This window comes from Nocardiopsis sp. CNZ308 (assembly GCF_004217075.1).
In genome coordinates this window covers 587,261-604,122 of record NZ_SHKJ01000001.1, presented here as the reverse complement: position 1 = coordinate 604,122, position 16,862 = coordinate 587,261, and the positions used below count along the sequence as shown (strand labels likewise).

Genomic DNA, 16,862 nt, shown 5'->3' with positions numbered 1-16,862 from the left:
CGAACCCGGACGAAGCCGGTCGAAGGGCCACCCTCAGGAGTCGGTTCGCGTCTGTCTGCAACCCGGGTTCGGCCTTCCCCGTTTCTGTGACGGATGGGATCACCAGCCGGCTGCCCGGTGGTCCGGCTGCCCGGCGGTCCGCCTGGTCAGACGGTGAACCAGCCGGTCACCACCGGAGGGCGTCCCGCTCTGAGCAGCGACAGGCTGATCGGGCCGCGGGCCAGGCCGGACAGCGCGAACCCGCCGTCCTCGCCGATCCGCAGCTCCTCCCCGGAACCCGGGCGGCGCACGCGCAGGACCGCGTGGTCGTACTCCCCGCTGGCCAGCCCCGACAGCGAGCGCAGCCGGCCGCGCGCGTGGACCCGCACGTCCAGGGTGAGGTCGCCGTGCTCGAAGCGCAGGGAGGTGACCAGCACGTCGTCCGCGCTCCCCTCCGCCGAGCGCAGCACCTCGCCCGCCGGAGCCCTCTCCCCGGTCAGGGCCGCCATGTCGGCGCCGTCGTCGCCTCGGTCGAAGGCGGCCAGTGCGGCGGCGCGCCCCGCCAGGGCCCGTACCGGATCGTCGTGGTCGCTCATGTGGGTTCCTCCAGGAGGCGGCGGAGTCTGCGGAGCATGCGGCGGCGCTGGTTCGCGGCGGTCCGGGGGTGGACCTCGCCGTCGCGGGACCCCGGGTCGCACGGGGCCGGGGGCACGGGCAGCCCCGCGGCCCCGTCGAGGTAGCGCAGGGCGGCCCGCCGCTCTCCGGGATCGGTGAGCCGCCGGATCGCGCGGTGCAGCTCCTCGTGCTCCTCCTTGCGCAGGTACTGCGCCTCGGGCCCCGAGTCCTCCGAGAGGGGCTCCCGCCGGGTGAGGCTCCCGGGGTCGACCGGCTGGTCCCGGGCGCTGTGGCGGCGCTGTCGGCCGCAGGCGTCGTGGGCGACCCTGCGCAGCCAGCCGCGGAGCCGCTCGGGGGAGTGCAGGCGGGGCAGCTGCTGGTTGAGGGTGAGCCACACCGTCTGCACCGCGTCCTCCCGGTCCGGGGCGGACAGGCGGTAGGAGCGCGCGATCGCGTTCACGACCGGCAGGTGCCGGTCCACGATGGCCTCCCAGGCCCTGTGCTCGCCCCGGCAGGCTCCCCGTACGAGTTCGGCGTCGCTGGGGGCGGCGGCGTCGGCTCCGCCGGGGTTCCCGTCCGGATTGGGCCCGGCTGTATCACCGCCGGTTGTGGCCGGAACCGGCAAAGGCGGGGGTGCTTCCTCCCCGGAAAAGGTCGAAAGTACGGTTTGAGGAGGTGCCTGGGTGCCATGGATGTCCTCGTGCGACTGGTCTGGCACACCCGCCCCCACTATGATCGGACTCCCGCTCGCCGGGGCTCACGCTAGCTTTTGGGGCTTCCGGAGGTGGGGAGAACGCTGGAAAAAGCAAAGTGAGCGCTGGTTCTCCAGGTGCCCTTGGGGCACAATGGGGCAAAAGCATTCAGGCGGGTATGCAACCTTCTCGTGGTACGAGGGCGTCGGGGAAGCGCACTCGTTCGTATCAGGAGGTTCGGTGTCCGCACGTGGCGTCTTGTACGTCCACTCCGCGCCAGCGGCGCTGTGCCCACACGTCGAGTGGGCGGTCGCGGGCGTCGTTGGAGTACCCGTGAAACTCGACTGGGTCGCCCAACCGGCGGCACCCGGCAACCACCGCGCCGAGCTCAACTGGCAGGGGAAGCCGGGCACCGCGGGCTCGGTGGCCTCGGCGCTGAACGCATGGCAGCGCCTGCGGTTCGAGGTGACCGAGGAGGGGTCGCCCGGCTGCGACGGCGTGCGCTACAGCTACACGCCGTCCCTCGGCATGTTCACCGCCCTCACCAGCGCGGCGGGCGAGGTCCTCGTGCCCGAGGGCCGACTGCGCCTGGCCGTGGAGCGGGCCGCGGCCGACGGCACCGACCTGGCCGCCGAGATCGAACGCCTCACCGGCCGCGCCTGGGACGAGGAGCTGGAACCCTTCCGCTACGCGGGCGACGGCGCCCCGGTGCGCTGGCTCCACGCCGCGGGCTGACCCCTCCCGCCGCGGTCCCGGCCGCGCCCGTGGTGTCGGCCGCCCGCGCGGGAGCGGGGGCGCCGCGTCAGGGCGGCTCCCCCTCGCTGGGCCAGATGGCGGAGGCGAGCAGGACCGCGGCCCAGATGCCCAGCGGCACCAGCGGCCAGTAGGGTACGAGCTCGCCGCCCATCAGGCTGACCACGCCCCACACGCTCGTCAGGATCACCGCCACACCCGTCCACCAGCGCCACTCGTCGCCCCACTCGCCCCAGGGGGCGCCCAGGAGTGACAGGTCGTCCGCGTCGGGGGGTTCGCGGCCGTCCCGCGAGTCGCGCCCGGACCCCGGATCGGTGCGGGCCGTCCCGGAGAGGGGTTCCGACAGCGGATCGGCGCCCTGCCGCGCGCCCGGGACCCCGCGCACCGCGGACGGGGACACCGGCAGGTCCGCGGTCAGCGGGCGCAGGTCGCCGAGCAGCACCGCGCCCAGCGCCAGACCGACCCGGCGGTCGTACTCCTCGTGGTCCAGGCGACCCTCGACGAACGCGGTGGTGAGGCGGTCCACCGTGAGGTCGCGTTCGGCGTCCGAGGCGCGCATCCGGTGCAGCGGCAGGCGTTCGTCCTCCACTTCCCACCCCCAAGACGCGAGTTGGTGACCACACGATACGCGCCGCACCCGGTGTGGAAAAGGGATACACGGAAAGTGAGTCGCGGCCCCCGGTCCACGGCCCCGGGGCGCGTTCTCAGGAGCCCAGCCAGTCGGAGACGGCCCTGCACACGGCGGGGTCGGCGGCGCCCACCAGCCCGGTGTGCTCGTAGGGCCCCCGGTAGTCGAACGGGCTTCCGTCCAGCCGGGTGACCAGGCCGCCCACCTCCTCCAGGACCAGGGCGGGCGCCGCCACGTCCCAGTCGCGCACCGGCACGTCCTTGACGAACAGGTGCGCGGAACCCTCGGCGACCAGGCACAGCTTCAGCGAGATGCTGCCGCTCTCCAGGTACCCGCCGTAGCCGAAGCGGTCGCCGACCCTGCGGGCGATCCCCTCCGGCCCCGGGGTGTTGTCGGTGAGCACACCCCGTCCCGGCGGGGCGGGCCGCGGAGGCGGCAGGGGGCGTCCGTCCCGACGCGCGCCCCGGCCGCGCACCGCCGTGTAGAGGGTCGCGGTCTCGGGGGCGAACACGGCGGCCGCCTCCGGCCGCCCCCCGTCCACCAGCGCGACCTGCGTGACGTACCCGGGGAACCCGTGGACGTAGCTGGCGGTCCCGTCGACGGGGTCGATCAGCCAGTACCGGCGCGGCCGCTCACCGCGCAGCGATTCGGGGTCCTCCTCGCTGACCACCGGGATCCGGCCGTCGATCGCGGTGAGCCGCTCGGACAGGGCCCGGTGCGCCATGGCGTCGGCCCGGGCCTTGAACTGGCTCCCCTCCCACACCCCGTTGCGCGCGTCCGCGTCGGAGCGCCACTCCCGCAGCAGACCGCCGACCTCCACGACCGCCGCCGCCATCGCCTCGGCCAGCGGGTGCGCACCGGCGGTCCCTGCCGCGGAGCCGGTCAACGCACACGCACCGGAACGACCGGGACCGGTCCCGTGCCTCCCGCGGACAGCTGCCGGGGCAGCTCCGTGCCGCCCGCGGGGGCGGGGGAGATGCCGTGGGAGGTGAACTCGGCCTCGCTGACGAACTCGTCCGTCCACCGCCGCACCATCGCCACCCCCTCGCGCCAGTCGTCCTCCAGACGGGGCCCGTCCGCGACGGCCTGCCGCAGCAGCCCCGTGATCTCGTCGATCCCGGCCGCCGCGGTGAGCGAGGCCGTGGAGGAGAAGCGCGGGTTGATCTCGAAGATCCTCGGCCTGCCGTCCGCGTCCAGGCACAGCTGCACGTTGAAGGGGCCGTCGGCGCGCAGCGCGGACTGGACCGCCCGGCAGACGCGGTCCACCTCGCGGTGGCGCCGGGTCACCGCGTACCTGGTCACACCCTGCTTGAGGACGACCTCCTTGGGCACCACGGCCTGGACCCCGCCGTCCCGCCACACCACCACGGACACCGTGTACTCGGGGCCGCCGACCAGCTCCTGGACGATCAGCTCGTCCGCCGCGTAGCCGCCCTCGGACACCACCCGCGCCATGTCGCGGACGGAGTCGATGACCACCACCCCGCGGCTCCCGCGCCCGCAGCGCGGTTTGACGATGAGTCCGCCGTGCGCGGAGTCCGCGGCGCCGCTCGGCCACTCCGAGGCCAGCCAGGTGCGCGGCACGCCGATCCCGGCGTCCTCCAGTTCGCGCATCAGCACGTACTTGTCCAGGCAGGTGGTGACGAAGTCCAGGCGGGGCAGCAGCACCTCCACGCCGTCCTTGGCGAGCTCGCCCACCCTGACGAGTTCCTCGTCCACCAGGGGGATGACCGCGACGGCCCCCTCGGCCGCGCACAGCGTCCGCATCCTGGGCAGGAAGGCCTCGCTGTCGCCCGGCGGCACCAGGTACCCGCGGTCGGCCAGGTACAGGCCCGGCGCGGCGGGGTCCACGTCGGTCGCCACCACGCGGAAACCCTGTTCCCGCAGGTGGAGGATGGTCCCGGGCGTGGGCGCCGACCCCGCTGTCGTGACCACGACGGTTGGTTTGCTCGCAGGCTGCTGTGGCACCGGTCGAACCCTTTCCGACGTGGACGGCGGACTGGGGGGATGCTTACCGAGCCTAGACCTCGGGGTGCCCGATGGCCCGCAAATGGCCGAATCCGGTTGTCAGGACAACCGAAGGGGCCCACTGCGCGTGTGTCCTCCCGGCCCCGGGAGGAAGGGCCGGGGCGGGCGGCGCGGTACCGCCGCCCCGCCCGCCCCGGCGCGTCGCGCGGCCCCGGGTTCCGGTCCGGTCCCCGCGCCGCCCGCGCGGGCTACTCCACCTCGTAGACGGGGGTGACCATCGCGCGGCCCAGCGCGTGCGAGAACAGGTTGAAGCCGAGGAAGGCCGGGCTGGCCGACGCGTCCACCTCCAGGCGGGGCACGTCCACCGCGTGCACCACGAAGAAGTACCGGTGCGGGCCGTGCCCGGCGGGCGGCGCCGCGCCGACGTAGCGGTGTCCGCCCGCGTCGTTGCGCAGGGTGACGGCCGACTCGGGGAGGCCGGAGCCGTCCCCCGCGCCCGCGGCCAGCTCGGTGACGTCGGCCGGGATGTTGGCCACCGACCAGTGCCAGAAGCCGCTGGCGGTGGGTGCGTCCGGGTCGAAGCAGGTGACGGCGAAGCTGCGCGTCCCCTCGGGGAAACCGCTCCAGGACAGGTGCGGCGAGACGTCCCCGCCTCCGGCGCCCATGATCCCGCTGACCTGGGCCTGGGGCAGGGTCCGTCCGTCGGCGACGTCGTTGCTGGTGACGGTGAACGACGCGACCTGGGGCAGGAAGTCGTAGGGGGAGGGTGGCGTGGCCACGAAGGGGCCTCCTTCGTTCGTCTGGGATGCGCTCGTGCGGCCCGGCCGGGGGCGCCCGCCGTCGGCGGGGCTCCGGTCCGGGCCCTACGAACATACGCCCCAGCGGGCACGCGCGTCCCGGGGCGGCACGCCGTGTCGGGAGGGCGGCGGCGGTGCGCCGGGCCGGAGGGGGGCGGTGTCGCGGCCACCGACGGCGCGAAAGGGGGAGGCGCCCCGAGACAACAGACCGACCGGGCGGTACGGTGCTGCCAGCACGGCACGAGAACCGGATTCGGTTCCACACCGACAGGGAGTCGCCATGACCACTCGCTGGGGCATCACCATCCCGCTGGAGGGGGTCCCGCTCTCCGAGCAGCGGACCCTCATCGAGCGGCTGCCGGATCTGGGCTACACCGACGCCTGGTCGGCCGAGACCAACGGCAGCGACGCCTTCACCCCCCTCGCCCTGGCCAGCGTGTGGGCGCCCCGGCTGCGCCTGGGCACCGCGATCGTGCCCGCCTACACGCGCGGACCGGCCACCCTGGCGATGAGCGCCGCCGCCCTGGCCGCCGCCGCGCCGGGCCGCTTCGCGCTGGGCGTCGGCACGTCCTCCACCGTGATCGTGGAGCGGTGGAACTCCATCCCCTTCGAGGAGCCGTACAAGAAGGTGCGCGACACCGTGCGCTTCCTGCGCGCCGCGCTCACCGGTGCGAAGGTCAAGGAGGACTACGACACCTTCAGCGTCAACGGCTTCGCGCTCGGCGCGGTCCCCGAGCAGGCGCCCCCGCTGCTGGTGGCGGCGCTGCGACCGGGCATGCTCCGGCTCGCCGGACGCGAGGGCGACGGAGCCGTCATCAACTGGCTCTCGCCGGAGGACGTGCGCACGGTGGTGCCCCACGTGCGCCGATACGGCGAGGACAAGGAGGTGGTCGCGCGGATCCTCGCCGTGCCCGAAACCGACCCGGACACCGCCCGGGGGATCGGCCGCTGGGCCATCTCGGCCTACCTCAACGTCCCCGTCTACCGGGCGTTCCACGAGTGGCTGGGCCGCGAGGAACTCACCCCGATGTGGAAGGCGTGGGACGAGGGGGACCGCAGGGGCGCGCTGGCCGCGATCCCGGACTCGGTGGTGGACGAGCTCATCGTGCACGGCCCCGCCGAGTACTGCCGCGAGCGGATCCGGGCCTACGTCGACAACGGGGTGACCACCCCGGTCGTCGCGCCGATCGGTCCGCCGAACGCGGACCCGGCCGCGGTGGTGCGGGCGCTGGCGCCGCGGGGCTGAGGGGACGCGGCGAGGGCAGCACGAAGCGGGAGGGCCCGGGGAACCCCCCGCTTACCACGCCAGTCCTCGGCGGAACGGCCGGGGAAGGCCGATCTGACGCCTGTGGACAACCGCTTCGCGGACCGGGCTTGACCCTCACGCCGCGTGAGGCGGGACGGTGGACCGCATGAGTGACTTCTTCGACGCATTCGAGATGGGCCCCCTGTCCGAGCGCGGACCGGACGCGGTCGCGCCAGAGGTGTTCCGCGGTATCTACGCGATGCCGGTGTTCGTGACGGTTCCGACGTCGGACTTGGCGGCGTCGACGGATTTCTGGGTGCGGGGGTTGGGCTTCGTCGAACTGTTCAGCGTCCCGGGGCAGGTGGTCCACCTGCGCCGGTGGGCGTTCCAGGACGTCCTGCTCGTCCCCGCGGCGGCCGGCGTCGAGCCCCCCGGAGCGCCCGCGATGAGCGTGAGTTTCCTGTGCGTGCTGAGCGAGGTCGATCCGCTGGTCGAGGCGTGCTCGGACCTCGCGCCGGGAAGCGTGACCGGGCCGCGGGACACGCCGTGGCGTACCCGCGACGTCGAGGTGACCACCCCCGAGGGCGCCCGGGTCGTGTTCACCGCGGCGCGGGAGTTCGATCCCGACAGCCCCGAGGCGCGTGACCTCGCCTCGGTCGGGATCGTCGCCCCGGGGTCGGCGGAGGGGGGTCACAATGGTGTCCATGGTTGAACGCGAGCGCGAGACCGGTGACGGTGTCACGGTGGGCGCGGCCGCCGGGCTGGTGGGGGTGACGGTCCGCACGCTCCACCACTGGGACGAGGTCGGCTTGGCGTCGCCGTCCGCGCGCACCGCCGCCGGCTACCGCCAGTACACCGACGCTGACCTGCGACGGCTGCGCCGGATCGTCGCGTACCGGGAGGCCGGTCTCGGGCTGGACGCGGTGCGTGAGGTCCTCGACGACCGGACGGCGGAGATCGGCGCCACCCTGCGTGAGCAGCGTGCCCGGCTCGCCGAGCGCATCCGGGACCTGCGACGGCACGACGAGCGCCTGGAACGGATGATCGAGGCCCACGAGCGGGGGATCCTCCTCGACGACGAGGCGCAGTCGGAGGTCTTCGGGGCCCACTGGGACGCTCATTGGCCCCGGCAGGCCCGCGTCGTGTGGGGCGGTTCCGCGCAATGGGCGCAGTTCGCCGAGCAGTCCGCTTCGCGCACGCGGGAGCAGTGGCAGTCGCTCTCCGCGTCGATGTCCGCGTTGCAGCTCGATCTGGGCGACGCCCTCGACCGGGGTGTCGTGCCGGGCAGCCCGGAGGCGGACGCGCTCGTCGAACGCCACCGCGAAGTGTTCTCCCACTTCTTTCCGCTCACGCGGCGGATGCAGGTGTGCCTGGGGAGGATGTTCGAGTCCGATCCCGGCTTCTCCGCCCACTACGACGGAATCCGGGCCGGGCTGGCCTCCTGGTTCCGGCGGAGCGTCGACGAGTGCGCCCGCGCTCACGGGATCGACCCGGAGACGGCCACCTGGCGGTGACCCCGTGACGTGAAGACACCCGTCACCCGCCGCCCGGCCACACCGCCCCCTCCTCCAGGGGACCGAGCAGACGGCGGGCCCGCAGGGCCAGTTCCAGTTCGAAACGCTCTCCGGGCTCGCGCAGCCGTTCGCCGAACAGCTCCTCCAGCTGGCGCAGCCGGTAGCGCACGGTCTGCGGGTGGATGCGCAGCCGCTCGGCGGCCTCGTTGGCGTTGAGCCCCGACTCCAGCCAGGACAGCAGGGTGTCGGCCATCCGCTCCCGCTGCGACGGGCGCAGCGGCGCCAGCGGAGCGAGCCGGGACCGCGTCATCTCCGCGACCAGCCCGGGGTCGCGCGACAGCAGCAGCGCGGGCAGGTGGTCGTCCCACCGCACCACGCCCCCGCCCGGCACCACGCCCGTGCGCACGAGTTCCGCGAGGTCACGGGCCCGGGCCAGCGACAGCGACGCCTGCTCCAGGGGCACGCTCGGGCCCAGCACCGCGCAGGAACCGCGCAACGAGCGTTCCAGCGACCGCAGCCGCCCCGGCCCCTCGGGATCGGGCACCACCGCACACGGCTCCACGCGGTCCAGGCCCACGAGCACGTCCGACGGCAGCGCGCTGAGATGTGAGAACGCCCCCGTCGAGGCGGACAGCGCGTCCGCCGACGGGCCGCCCACGGCCGCCTGGGTCAGCGCCGAAGGGTCTGCCGGACCCATCGGGGCCGCCGCGCCGTCCGTACCCCGGTACAGCAGCGCCACCGCCACCCGCTCGGGCAGCCGCCACCGGGCGGCCCGGGCCAGCGCGGGCACCGCCTGCTCCTCCCGCCGCGCGCCCGTCTCGGCCAACAGCACCTCCACCAACCGCGCCCGACGCCTGCGCAGCGCGTCCGCCCCGGCGCCGCGCACCCGCGCGTGGCCCTCGGCCGCGGCGGTCGAGACCTCCTCCTGGAAAGCGAAGATCGCCTCTCCCAGCACCGCCATGTGGTCACGGGTGAGCGCGTCCGCGCCGGCCAGCCGCCGCCAGGCCACAGCCGCCGCCGTGCGCATCCCCGTGTGCAGGCACTCCAGGGTGCGCCCGTGCCGGGCCTCGCCCGCGCCGAAGGCCCGGAACTCGGCGGCCAGCGCGTCCGCGTGTCCGGGGGAGCGGTCGCCCTCCACCCGGTCCAGGAAGGCGAGCAGACCGGCCTCCACCGTCCGCCGCAGACCCTCGGCGTCGGCGGGCTCCAGGGGCGCGGCGTGGAACTCCGCCCGGCGCCGGATGCCCTCCAGGGCCTCCTCCGCCAGTGACGGCACCAGCGGGCGCAGCCGGGCGCCCAACTCCGGGGGGATACGGGCGAACGGGTCCGCCGGACGGCTCTCCCGCAGGGGGTAGGACATGTCACCTCCGGCGCGGACGCACGGCGGAACCGCCCGTGGCACGCCCGCGCGTGCTCTGTGCGCCAGAAAGACCGGAGCGGTTCCGTCGGGAGGGGACCGCGTTCCCATATCACCAGAAGCCCGGCTCCGCCGACAACCCCTGGATCCGTTGCAGCGCGGGCTTTTGGTGATGGTCGGAAGCCCGGCTCCGCCGACAACCCCTGGATCCGTTGCAGCGCGGGCTTTTGGTGATGGTCGGAAGCCCGGCTCCGCCGACAACCCCCGGGGCTGCCTGGGGCGCGCGGACACCGCTGGTCACGCAGCGGGCCGATGCGGTAACAATGGTGCGACGCCCCGCCCCCTCGAAAGGCGCCCGCCATGAGACGACTTCCGCTGTCCGCCCCGCTGCTGGCCCTGCTCCTCGCCGCCACGGCCTGCTCCGGTGAGGAGGCCCCGGAGGAGACCGCCGGACAGGCCGAGGAGAGCGCGGCCGCGGTGGACCCGGACGCCGAGACCCACGTGCGGCGCGCCGCGCAGGGCTTCGTCGCCTCCCTCATGGCCGCCGACGGCGAGGCGGGCTGCGCGCTGATGGACGAGGCCGCGCGCACGGTGGTGGCCGACGAGCACGGGGCCGAGGACTGCCCGGCGGCCTTCCCCCTCTACGCCGAGACGCTCCAGGGCGGTGAGGGCATCGAGGTCGGCGAGGTCACCATGGACACCGATCTGGAGGGGGAGGTCCCCATCGCCACGGTCGCCCTGGTCTACCCCGGCGAGGACCACGGGCCCCTGGAGATGCGCCGCGACTCCGACGACCAGTGGGTGGCCACCCGACTGCCGGGCACCTCCCCGGGCGGAGCCTGAGGCCGCCCGGGTCCGCGGCGCCGCGCCCGGCTCAGCTGAAGAACGCGTAGCCGAGGACCATGCCCACGACCACGACCACCACCGCCGCCAGCGGCCACAACCACGGGGCGATCCTCTCCCCCGCCGAGGGCCTCCGCCCGCCCTCGCCCTGTCTTTCGGACTCTCTCGTACTGTTCACACCGTCCGGCTTACCAGACGGCGGCTCCAGCGGGGTCACGGCTCGCCTGGACGGGGGGTCAGCGCGGGCCCGCGCGCCGGAGCCGACCGCGACCCTTCTCAGGGGCCGCGCGCCTGCGTACACCGGAATACGTCCCGGGCTGTACGCCGTCTCGGGCCCGCGCTCGGATACTGGCCGCATGGACACCGTGACGACCCCCCGACGGCGCCTGGGCGCCCGCACCCGCAAGACCGTCCTGCTGACCCACATCGCCGCGGCCGGAAGCTGGCTCGGGCTCGACCTCGTCCTGGGCGTCCTCGTGGTCACCGCGCTGCTCGGCGGCGACGACGCCTCCGTCGCGGTCGCCCTCGCGGCCTTCGCGACGTGGCCGCTGGCCTCGGCCGGCGCCCTCACCCTGCTGTCCGGGATCGTCCTCGGCTGGGGGACCAGGTACGGACTGGTCCGGTACTGGTGGGTCCTGCTCAAGCTGGCGGCCAACGCCGTGCTGCTGGCCCTCGTGGTCCTGCTGCTCTCACCCGAGGTCACCGCGCTGGCGGAGCGGGCCCGCACCGCCAGCGCCGAGGAGGCGCCCTTCGCCGTCGGCGCCCAGCTCCTGTTCCCGCCCCTGGTCTCCACCACCGCGGTCGCCGCGGCCATGGCCCTGTCGGTGTTCAAGCCCTGGGGACGCGTCCGCGGGCGCCCCCAGCGGGTCCGCCCCGGGAAGCCGGGCCTTCGACGGGCCCCGGTCACGCGCCCTTAGGGCCCGGGCCGACGGGAGGCGGTACGGAGCCGGTACGGCCGTCCCCGACGGCGCCCGCGCCCAGTCGCACGGCCTCCGCGGCCAACCCGGTGATCCGCGCCCAGTCCCCCTGACGGACCGCGTCCCCGGGGGTCAGCCAGCTCCCCCCGACGCACGCCACGTTGTCCAGCGCCAGGTAGTCGGCGGCCGTGGCGGCCGTGATCCCGCCCGTGGGGCAGAACACGACGTCGGGGAGCGGTCCCGCCACCGAGCGCAGGAACGGGGTGCCCGGAACCGACGCGGGGAAGAGCTTCTGCGCGAACATCCCCGCCTCGCGGGCGGCCAGCACCTCGCTGACGGTGGCCACCCCCGGCAGTGCCGGAACCCCGCTCGCGGCCAGGTGGCGCAGCATCCGGTCCGTGGTGCCGGGCGTGACCAGGAAGCGCGCCCCGGCCTCCGCGGCCTCATCGGCCTGGCGGGGGGTGAGCACGGTCCCCGCGCCCACCACCATGTCCGGCACGTCCTCCGCGATCGCCCGGACCGCCTCCAGGGCGCCGGGCGTGCGCAGGGTGACCTCCACGACGCCCACACCGCCCGCCAGCAGCGCCTCGGCCAGGGGAACCGCCAGCGCGGGGGAGTCCACCGTCACCACCGGCACGACCGGCGACAGCGCCAGCACGGCCCCGATACCGCCGTCCCCCTCGCTCCGGCCGCTTCCCCTGCTCCCGCCGCTCATGCCGCTCCCGTGGCCTGTGTCTCTCACGTCGTCCCCGCCGCCCGCGCTCACGAGGCGACCTCCGCCGCCAGCGCGCCGCCCCCGGCGGACACGACCCCGTACCAGTGGACCAGCAGTTCGGTGAACACCGGATGGGACGCCAGGTCCCCGGGGAAGACCTCCGAGCGCAGCAGCGCGGCGACCACCTCCCGCGCACCTCCGCTCGCGGGCAGCAGCGCGCGCAGGGAGTCGGCCAGCGGGTCCTCCAGCCCGGGACCGGCCGTGGCGACGTGGTGCATCCACGCCGCCACCACCAGGGCGCTCCACCGAGGCTCGCCGCCCCCGGCCAGCACGTCCCGGACCGTGGGCACGACGCGGGGGCCGAGCTTCTGGGAGCCGTCGGCCCCGACCTTGGCGGTGGTGTGGCCCAGCGCGGGGTTGGCGAACCGGCGCAGCACCGACGCGGAGTAGGCCGCGCCGTCCAGGCCCTCGGGCAGGGTGAGCGAGGGCAGGACCTCCTCGTGGACGAGGCGGTGGGCCGCCGTCGCCACGGCGTCGTCGGCGGCGCACGCGGCGATCGTCGTGTGCCCCACGGACAGGCCGAGGTAGGCGAGCAGGGAGTGGCTGGCGTTGAGCACGCGCAGCTTGGCCGCCTCCCAGGGCCGCACGTCGTCGGTGATCGTCGCCCCGGCCGCCTCCCACCGCGGGCGCGGACCGGCGAAGCGGTCCTGGATCACCCACTGGTGGAAGGGCTCGGCGACCACGGCCGCCTCGTCGCGCAGGCCCAGCTCCGCCTCGACGGCGTCCAGGTCCGCCGCCGTGGTGGCCGGGACGATCCGGTCCACCATCGTGTTCGGGAAGGCCGCGTACGCCTGGATCCAGGACCGCAGCCGCTCGCCCTCCGCGCCCGGCAGGGCGTCGGCGAAGTCGGCGACCAGCGCGGCCGTCAGCTCGCCGTTGTCGGGCAGGTTGTCGCAGGACAGCACGGTCACCGGACCGGCGTCCCGGAGCTGGCGCAGCTGGAGGCCGCGCGCGATCTGCCCCACCGGCGTGAGCGGCGGGCCGCCGTCCAGGTCGGCGCGCACCCGGGGGTCGCCGGTGTCCAGGCGCCCCGTGACCGGGTGCGCCAGGTACCCCTTCTCCGTGACCGTGAGGGTGACGATCCGGGTGCCGGGGTGGGCGATGCGCTCCGCCACCGCCCACGGGTCGGCCGGACCGGACAGGGTCTCGCGGACGGAGGAGACCACCCGTACGGGGCGGGCGCCCTCACCGCGTTCGGTGACCGTGAACAGGCCCTCCTGCGGGGCCAGCTGCTCCCACACCCGGGCCGAGCGCCCGGTCACCGCGCTGATGCCCCATCCGGTCTCGCCCGCGGCGAGCATGGCCTCCTCGGTCAGGACCGCGCCGTGGGCGCGGTAGAACGCGCCGATCCCGAGGTGGACCACCCCGGTGCGCAGGTCGGCGCGGTCCAGGGCGGTGGTGCGCCCCGCGGCCCGCAGCGCCGCCAGGTCCAGCCGGGTCATCGCGTCGCCTCCTTCTCGCCCCGCGCGTGCGCGCGGGTCTGTTCCAGGGTCGGCAGGAAACCGGTTCCGCCGCGCCCGCCCACGCTCAGACTGGCCGCGGCGGCCGCCAGGCGCGCGGCCTCCGCGAGGGGGTCGCCCAGGGTCAGCCGCGCGGTCAGGGTACCCACGAACACGTCCCCCGCGCCGGTCTGGTCCAGGACCCGGGGAGCGGGGACCGCGTCGATCCAGGACTCCTCCTGCGGCGTGGCCAGGTGGACGCCGCGCGACCCGCAGGTCACCGCGACGTTGCGGGCGCCCGCCTCCAGGAGGCGGCGGGCCGCCTCGGACGGGGTGGCGCTGTCCAGCAGGGCGGAGGTCTCGCCGGGGTGGGAGGGGGTCACCAGGTGGGCGTGCCGGGCCAGCTCCGCGAGGGTCGCGGCGCCCTCCTCCCGCGAGGCCAGCCGCGGCCGGTGGTTGGGGTCGAACACGAACCTGCGGGCCAGGCGCGCCGCGGTCAGGACCGCCCGGCGCGCGCTGTCGGAGACCGCGCAGGCGATGCCGCCCGCCACGACCGCTCCCGCCGCGCCGACCGCCTCCTCGTCCAGGTCCCCGGGGGACAGGGTCGAGCCCACGCTGCCGGCGCGCGCGTAGGAGAAGGCGCGCTCGCCCTCGGGGTCGCTGTGCACCAGGTACACGCCCTGCTGCCCGGGGCGGAAGCGCAGCATGCCGGTGGACACGCCCAGCTCCGCGACGCGGTCGGCGATCGCCCGCCCGAGCTCGTCGTCGGTCAGGACGGCGGCCAGACCGACCCGGGCCCCGGCCCGGGACGCCGCCGCGGCGACGTTCAGGGCGTCGCCCGAGACACCGAGCCTGGCCGGGACCCCGTGCGCGACGGGGGCGTCGGTGGCCACCTCCAGCAGGACCTCGCCCAGGACGACGACGTCCAGCGGCTCGCCCCCACCCGTCAGTCCGTGTGTACTCACCAGTCGTGCACCGTTCCGTCGAGCCGCCGGTTGACCGGCAGGTACCTGGGTTCGTAGGGGTGGCGGGCCGCGGCCTCCTCGTCGAACTCCACGCCCAGGCCCGGGGCGTCTCCGGGGTGCATGTACCCGTCCGAGAAGGAGTAGGAGGTGCGGAAGACCTCCGCGTAGGGGCCGGTGTGACCCATGTGCTCCTGGATGCCGAAGTTGGGGATGGCCAGGTCGAGGTGGAGTGCCGCGGCCATGGCGACCGGCGACAGGTCACCGGCGCCGTGCGAGCCCGAGCGCACCCCGTACAGCTCCGCGAGCGAGAACACGCGGCGCAGGTGGGTGATGCCGCCGGTGTGCGACACCGAGGCGCGGACGTAGTCGATGAGCCGCTCGGTGATGAGCTGCTGGCAGTCCCAGATCGAGTTGAACACCTCGCCCACCGCCACGGGGGTGGTGGTGTGCTGGCGCAGGGTCCGGAACGCGGACTGGTCCTCGGCCGGGGTCGGGTCCTCCATCCAGAACAGCCGGTACGGTTCGAGCGCCGCGCCCAGGCGGCCCGCCTCGATCGGGGTGAGGCGGTGGTGCACGTCGTGCAGCAGGTGCACGCCGTAGCCGAACTGCTCACGGACGTGGGCGATCATGGCCGGCGCGAAGTCCAGGTAGGCCGGGGTGTCCCAGGTGTCCTCCTGGGGCCGGTTGCCGCTGGCGGGCTCGTACACCCGGCCGCCCGCCGGGGCGATCCCGTAGGTCTTCTCCAGTCCGGGGACCGCGGCCTGGACCCGGATCGCCCGGTAGCCCAGGTCCAGGTGGCGCTGGAAGTCCTCGGAGAGCCCGTCCAGCGACGTGCCGCTGGCGTGCCCGTAGACCAGGACGCCCTCGCGCGAGGCCCCGCCCAGGAGCTGGTAGAGGGGCATGCCCGCGGCCTTGCCCTTGATGTCCCACAGCGCCACGTCCACCGCGGCGATCGCGGTCATCGTCACCGGGCCGCGGCGCCAGTAGGCGCCCTTGTACAGGTACTGCCAGGTGTCCTCGATCCGCCGCGCGTCGCGACCGACGAGCAGCGGGCACACGTGGTCGCGCAGGTAGGAGGCGACCGCGAGTTCGCGGCCGTTGAGCGTGGCGTCGCCGATGCCGGTGACGCCGTCCTCGGTCTCGACCACCAGGGTGACGTAGTTGCGGCCGGGTGAGGACACGACGACACGTGCGTCGGTGATCTTCACGGAATGCCCTTTCTGGGATGGAGGGGAGGCGCCCGCTCCCGGTCGGGGAGCGCGGGGCGCCCGCGTGGCGCGGCTCAGGCGAAGCGCAGCATGACCTTGCTGCTGCCGGAGGCGGGATCGGCCGCCGTCCGCATCGCCTCGTGCGCCTCCCCGACGGGGAAGGAGTGGGTCATGAGCGGGGTGACGTCCAGACCGGCGGCCATCGCGGCCAGGGCGTCGTCGATCTCCTCGACGAAGCGGTAGGAGCCGATCCAGGTGATCTCCCTGGTGACGAGTTCGCCCAGCGCCGCCGGGGCCTGCGTTCCGGGGAGGTTGCCCACCTGGACGAGGGTCCCGCCGCGCGCGGTCGCGCGCAGGACTCCGCCGAGGGCGGCCGGGGCGCCGGAGGCCTCGAAGACCAGCTCGGCGTCCTCGGGCAGCGCGTCTCCGCGTGAGAGGTCGCGCGTGTCGTCGGCGCCCATGGCCCGGGCCACCTCCAGCGGGGCCCGCCCGAGGTCGGCGACGGTGATCCGAGCCGCCCCCGCGTGCCGGAGCGCGGCGACGACGAGCGAGCCGATCGGCCCCGCGCCGTTGACGAACACGTCCCGGCCCGCGACGCCCCCCACGGCGCCCGACGCGCGGTTGACGGCGTGGCAGGCCACGGCGAGCGGTTCGGCCAGTGCCCCGCTGCGGGTGTCCACCCCCTCGGGCAGGGGCCGCAGCTGTCGGGCCGCGACCTTCTTGAGGTCGCAGAACCCGCCGTCGGTGTGCGGGGAGAACGCGGCCGACCCGAAGTAGCGCACCCTCGGGTAGAGGTTGGTGCGCCCGGCCAGCCGCTCCGGCATGCGCCCGTCGCCGACGAGCTCGGCCGGGTGCACGGTGACGGGCAGCCCCTCCTCGACGCCGGTCACGCCGGGGCCCACCCGGGCGACGCGTCCGGCGATCTCGTGGCCGAGCACGAGGGGGTCGCGCAGCACGGCCGTCCCCGAGCGGCCGTGGCGCCAGTAGGCCAGGTCGGACCCGCAGATGCCGCCCCACTCCACGGCGACGACGACCTCCCCCTCGCCGGGGACGGGGTCGGGGAGCTCGTCGACGCGCAGGTCCTCGGCTCCGTGGACGGTCACAGCCCTCATCTGATTGTCGGGCGTGGATATCCTCCCGTCCTTCAGGACGGGATATCCACGCCCTCT

19 protein-coding genes are annotated in these 16,862 nt (G+C 75.0%); 6 read left to right on the top strand and 13 right to left on the bottom strand.

From position 1 onward, the window contains the following. Positions 1-146 precede the first annotated feature (146 nt). Together EV372_RS02635 and EV372_RS02630 are read right to left on the bottom strand one after the other, a co-directional pair. Positions 147-575, bottom strand: a complete 429-nt coding sequence (locus tag EV372_RS02635; protein ID WP_130394699.1) for a hypothetical protein — start codon at positions 573-575, stop codon at positions 147-149. After that, complete coding sequence (locus EV372_RS02630; RefSeq protein ID WP_130394698.1) at positions 572-1,219, bottom strand: RNA polymerase sigma factor; 648 nt, start codon at positions 1,217-1,219, stop codon at positions 572-574. Before EV372_RS02630 ends, EV372_RS02635 begins: the two co-directional genes overlap by 4 nt. A 307-nt stretch (positions 1,220-1,526) precedes the next feature. On the opposite strand from EV372_RS02630, the gene EV372_RS02625 reads away from it, so the two are divergent. Beyond that, positions 1,527-2,021, top strand: coding sequence for a DUF3145 domain-containing protein (locus tag EV372_RS02625; RefSeq protein WP_013154305.1), 495 nt, complete (start codon positions 1,527-1,529; stop codon positions 2,019-2,021). A 67-nt stretch (positions 2,022-2,088) separates the two neighbouring features. Here the strand turns inward: EV372_RS02625 and EV372_RS02620 are convergent, their stop codons facing one another. The 4 genes from EV372_RS02620 to EV372_RS02605 form a co-directional block, all read right to left on the bottom strand. Continuing rightward, complete coding sequence (locus tag EV372_RS02620; protein WP_130394697.1) at positions 2,089-2,628, bottom strand: DUF1707 SHOCT-like domain-containing protein; 540 nt, start codon at positions 2,626-2,628, stop codon at positions 2,089-2,091. 115 nt (positions 2,629-2,743) lie between these two features. Then, positions 2,744-3,553: an inositol monophosphatase family protein gene (locus EV372_RS02615; RefSeq protein ID WP_130394696.1), complete on the bottom strand. Its 810-nt coding sequence runs from the start codon at positions 3,551-3,553 to the stop codon at positions 2,744-2,746. Continuing rightward, a complete protein-coding gene (locus EV372_RS02610) occupies positions 3,550-4,602 on the bottom strand; it encodes an ATP-grasp domain-containing protein (RefSeq protein ID WP_130394695.1) in 1,053 nt (350 codons plus the stop codon). Before EV372_RS02610 ends, EV372_RS02615 begins: the two co-directional genes overlap by 4 nt. 281 nt (positions 4,603-4,883) lie before the next feature. Beyond that, positions 4,884-5,414 (bottom strand): YbhB/YbcL family Raf kinase inhibitor-like protein, encoded by a 531-nt coding sequence (locus tag EV372_RS02605; protein WP_130394694.1) that lies wholly within the window; start codon positions 5,412-5,414, stop codon positions 4,884-4,886. Positions 5,415-5,712: 298 nt separating this feature from the next. On the opposite strand from EV372_RS02605, the gene EV372_RS02600 reads away from it, so the two are divergent. The 3 genes from EV372_RS02600 to EV372_RS02590 all read left to right on the top strand — a co-directional run bounded on the left by EV372_RS02600 (position 5,713) and on the right by EV372_RS02590 (position 8,192). Beyond that, on the top strand, positions 5,713-6,678 hold the full coding sequence (locus EV372_RS02600) for an LLM class F420-dependent oxidoreductase (protein ID WP_130394693.1): 966 nt from the start codon (positions 5,713-5,715) through the stop codon (positions 6,676-6,678). Positions 6,679-6,844: 166 nt separating this feature from the next. After that, on the top strand, positions 6,845-7,390 hold the full coding sequence (locus tag EV372_RS02595) for a VOC family protein (RefSeq protein ID WP_130394692.1): 546 nt from the start codon (positions 6,845-6,847) through the stop codon (positions 7,388-7,390). Then, positions 7,383-8,192: a MerR family transcriptional regulator gene (locus EV372_RS02590; protein WP_253794519.1), complete on the top strand. Its 810-nt coding sequence runs from the start codon at positions 7,383-7,385 to the stop codon at positions 8,190-8,192. The genes EV372_RS02595 and EV372_RS02590 overlap by 8 nt, the downstream gene beginning before the upstream one ends. Positions 8,193-8,214: 22 nt before the next feature. Here EV372_RS02590 and EV372_RS02585 read toward each other — a convergent pair whose 3' ends face one another. Beyond that, on the bottom strand, positions 8,215-9,549 hold the full coding sequence (locus EV372_RS02585) for a helix-turn-helix domain-containing protein (RefSeq protein ID WP_130394690.1): 1,335 nt from the start codon (positions 9,547-9,549) through the stop codon (positions 8,215-8,217). Positions 9,550-9,906: 357 nt separating this feature from the next. Between EV372_RS02585 and EV372_RS02580 the strand changes: the two genes are divergently transcribed. Beyond that, positions 9,907-10,389, top strand: coding sequence for a hypothetical protein (locus tag EV372_RS02580; protein ID WP_130394689.1), 483 nt, complete (start codon positions 9,907-9,909; stop codon positions 10,387-10,389). A 31-nt stretch (positions 10,390-10,420) separates the two neighbouring features. Here EV372_RS02580 and EV372_RS28970 read toward each other — a convergent pair whose 3' ends face one another. Beyond that, positions 10,421-10,567 (bottom strand): hypothetical protein, encoded by a 147-nt coding sequence (locus EV372_RS28970; protein WP_165435954.1) that lies wholly within the window; start codon positions 10,565-10,567, stop codon positions 10,421-10,423. A gap of 178 nt (positions 10,568-10,745) precedes the next feature. Between EV372_RS28970 and EV372_RS02575 the strand changes: the two genes are divergently transcribed. Then, on the top strand, positions 10,746-11,306 hold the full coding sequence (locus tag EV372_RS02575) for a hypothetical protein (RefSeq protein ID WP_130394688.1): 561 nt from the start codon (positions 10,746-10,748) through the stop codon (positions 11,304-11,306). Here the strand turns inward: EV372_RS02575 and eda are convergent. The 5 genes from eda to EV372_RS02550 all read right to left on the bottom strand — a co-directional run bounded on the left by eda (position 11,293) and on the right by EV372_RS02550 (position 16,805). Then, positions 11,293-12,021: a bifunctional 4-hydroxy-2-oxoglutarate aldolase/2-dehydro-3-deoxy-phosphogluconate aldolase gene (gene eda / locus EV372_RS02570; RefSeq protein ID WP_130394687.1), complete on the bottom strand. Its 729-nt coding sequence runs from the start codon at positions 12,019-12,021 to the stop codon at positions 11,293-11,295. The genes EV372_RS02575 and eda overlap by 14 nt on opposite strands. A 47-nt stretch (positions 12,022-12,068) precedes the next feature. Next, complete coding sequence (locus EV372_RS02565) at positions 12,069-13,523, bottom strand: mannitol dehydrogenase family protein (RefSeq protein ID WP_130394686.1); 1,455 nt, start codon at positions 13,521-13,523, stop codon at positions 12,069-12,071. Further along, complete coding sequence (locus EV372_RS02560; protein WP_130394685.1) at positions 13,520-14,485, bottom strand: PfkB family carbohydrate kinase; 966 nt, start codon at positions 14,483-14,485, stop codon at positions 13,520-13,522. Before EV372_RS02560 ends, EV372_RS02565 begins: the two co-directional genes overlap by 4 nt. After that, positions 14,482-15,693: a D-mannonate dehydratase ManD gene (gene manD / locus EV372_RS02555; protein WP_130394684.1), complete on the bottom strand. Its 1,212-nt coding sequence runs from the start codon at positions 15,691-15,693 to the stop codon at positions 14,482-14,484. The genes EV372_RS02560 and manD overlap by 4 nt, the downstream gene beginning before the upstream one ends. A gap of 74 nt (positions 15,694-15,767) precedes the next feature. Then, the gene (locus tag EV372_RS02550; RefSeq protein WP_130394683.1) at positions 15,768-16,805 is read right to left on the bottom strand and encodes an L-idonate 5-dehydrogenase; all 1,038 of its coding nucleotides are present in this window, start codon (positions 16,803-16,805) and stop codon (positions 15,768-15,770) included. Positions 16,806-16,862: the final 57 nt, after the last annotated feature.

Coding starts and splice junctions, on each gene's coding strand:
- EV372_RS02635 (WP_130394699.1), bottom strand. CDS start 575: ATGAGCGACCACGACGATCCGGTACGGGCCCTGGCGGGGCGCGCCGCC.
- EV372_RS02600 (WP_130394693.1), top strand. CDS start 5,713: ATGACCACTCGCTGGGGCATCACCATCCCGCTGGAGGGGGTCCCGCTC.
- EV372_RS02595 (WP_130394692.1), top strand. CDS start 6,845: ATGAGTGACTTCTTCGACGCATTCGAGATGGGCCCCCTGTCCGAGCGC.
- EV372_RS02590 (WP_253794519.1), top strand. CDS start 7,383: ATGGTTGAACGCGAGCGCGAGACCGGTGACGGTGTCACGGTGGGCGCG.
- EV372_RS02585 (WP_130394690.1), bottom strand. CDS start 9,549: ATGTCCTACCCCCTGCGGGAGAGCCGTCCGGCGGACCCGTTCGCCCGT.
- EV372_RS02580 (WP_130394689.1), top strand. CDS start 9,907: ATGAGACGACTTCCGCTGTCCGCCCCGCTGCTGGCCCTGCTCCTCGCC.
- EV372_RS02575 (WP_130394688.1), top strand. CDS start 10,746: ATGGACACCGTGACGACCCCCCGACGGCGCCTGGGCGCCCGCACCCGC.
- eda (WP_130394687.1), bottom strand. CDS start 12,021: ATGAGCGGCGGGAGCAGGGGAAGCGGCCGGAGCGAGGGGGACGGCGGT.
- EV372_RS02565 (WP_130394686.1), bottom strand. CDS start 13,523: ATGACCCGGCTGGACCTGGCGGCGCTGCGGGCCGCGGGGCGCACCACC.
- EV372_RS02550 (WP_130394683.1), bottom strand. CDS start 16,805: ATGAGGGCTGTGACCGTCCACGGAGCCGAGGACCTGCGCGTCGACGAG.